The sequence below is a fragment of the Oleiphilus sp. HI0125 genome (assembly GCF_001635355.1).
On the sequence record NZ_LWGF01000197.1, the window covers coordinates 1 to 1,412 of the forward strand.

Annotated in this window: 2 protein-coding genes; both read left to right on the forward strand. The window is 46.1% G+C overall.

Annotated elements, in window-relative coordinates; all coding sequences use genetic code 11:
- Positions 1-680 (forward strand): (2Fe-2S)-binding protein (locus A3762_RS02995; RefSeq protein ID WP_197468981.1); only part of this gene is annotated, 680 nt, incomplete at its 5' end.
- Complete coding sequence (cobA, locus tag A3762_RS03000) at positions 677-1,345, forward strand: uroporphyrinogen-III C-methyltransferase (RefSeq protein WP_068754035.1); 669 nt, start codon at positions 677-679, stop codon at positions 1,343-1,345. The genes A3762_RS02995 and cobA, both read left to right, overlap by 4 nt.
- Positions 1,346-1,412: the final 67 nt, after the last annotated feature.

The window sequence follows — 1,412 nt, forward strand, 5'->3', positions numbered from 1 at the left end:
CATCGGCAATTGCAAAGCTATATACAGATGCAAGAGACCCCATTTCTGGGCAGCCAGAATTGAAACATGCGGCTGTTGCGCTTTCACCGGTCGAGATGGCTGAATACGGCGAGTTATTTAGTCGAGACGAGCTTCCGATTCAATGGCTAGATACGCAGTTTTATGTGTGGTCGAAAGCAAAAGTCCGTGGCGGCATGATTTACCGATTTGCGTGCAAAGAAAAAAGCACCACGCTTGGTTCAGCTCTGAATGCGGTTTATCAAGATGTGCGTGAGTGTTATTCCTATCAGCATCAAAATGGAATGAATCGTTTTGCGACGCGCGACCAATCATTAGTTTACGGCGTATTCACGCATTCAGAGGCGCAAGAATATGAGCGAGCTTGGTTAGAAAGCATGCTTGATAGTAGCGTCTTGAGCGAAGAACAAATCCAAGCACTTCTGCATGCGGAAGTAGACTCCGTCTATGCCCAAGGTCGCATGGTCTGCAGCTGTTATAAGGTGGGTGAAAAAGAGATCATCCGAGCCATACAAGATGACGGCTGTGATAGCGTTGAAGCTTTGGGGTCGCAATTAAAGTGCGGCACAAATTGTGGGTCGTGTAAGTCTGAACTCAAACAAATTCTTAAGCAAAATCTTGTTCCAGAAGGTGAACGCATTACCTTAGAGGAGTTTTCATGATTACTGCTGCAACAAATTTATTAGCTCTATTTAGGCGCTCTTCAAATAATGATGGAAAGAGTAAGGACACAGGGTTTATAAATCGGGTTAAAACTCAAATACAAGCTCGTTCTAAACGAGGTTGTGTAACGATTATTGGTGCGGGGCCAGGTGATGTAGAGTTGCTCACCCTTAAGGCTTATCGCGCGCTACAAAATTCAGATGTCATTCTGTTCGACGCACTCGTGTCCGATGAGGTGGTGGCACTGTTTCCTAAACAAGTACAACGCATTTATGTTGGTAAGCGCTATGCCCAACATAGCATGTCTCAAGAGGGTATTTCGGCGTTGATGCTAAAACTGGCACTTGAAGGAAAACAGGTAGTACGAGTAAAAGGCGGCGATCCCGCGATTTTTGCTCGTGTTGGTGAGGAGTGTCAGGTACTTCAACAATCTGGAGTTCCAGTTTGTGTTGTTCCTGGAGTCACAGCCGCATCGGGCGCGTCTTCTTATGCTGGTATTCCCTTAACACATCGCAGTTGTGCACAATCGGTTCGGTTTGTGACGGCACACATGAAAAGTGCTGAGACAGAACCCAATTGGGCATCATTGAGTGAAGGAGTATCAGGGCAATCGAAAAACGGAGAAACCTTAGTATTTTATATGGGGCTTCGTCAATCGACTTAATTGCTCAGAGGCTTATTGAGCATGGGGTTTCTGCTTCGTTGCCTGTGGCAGTGATCGAAAACGCGAC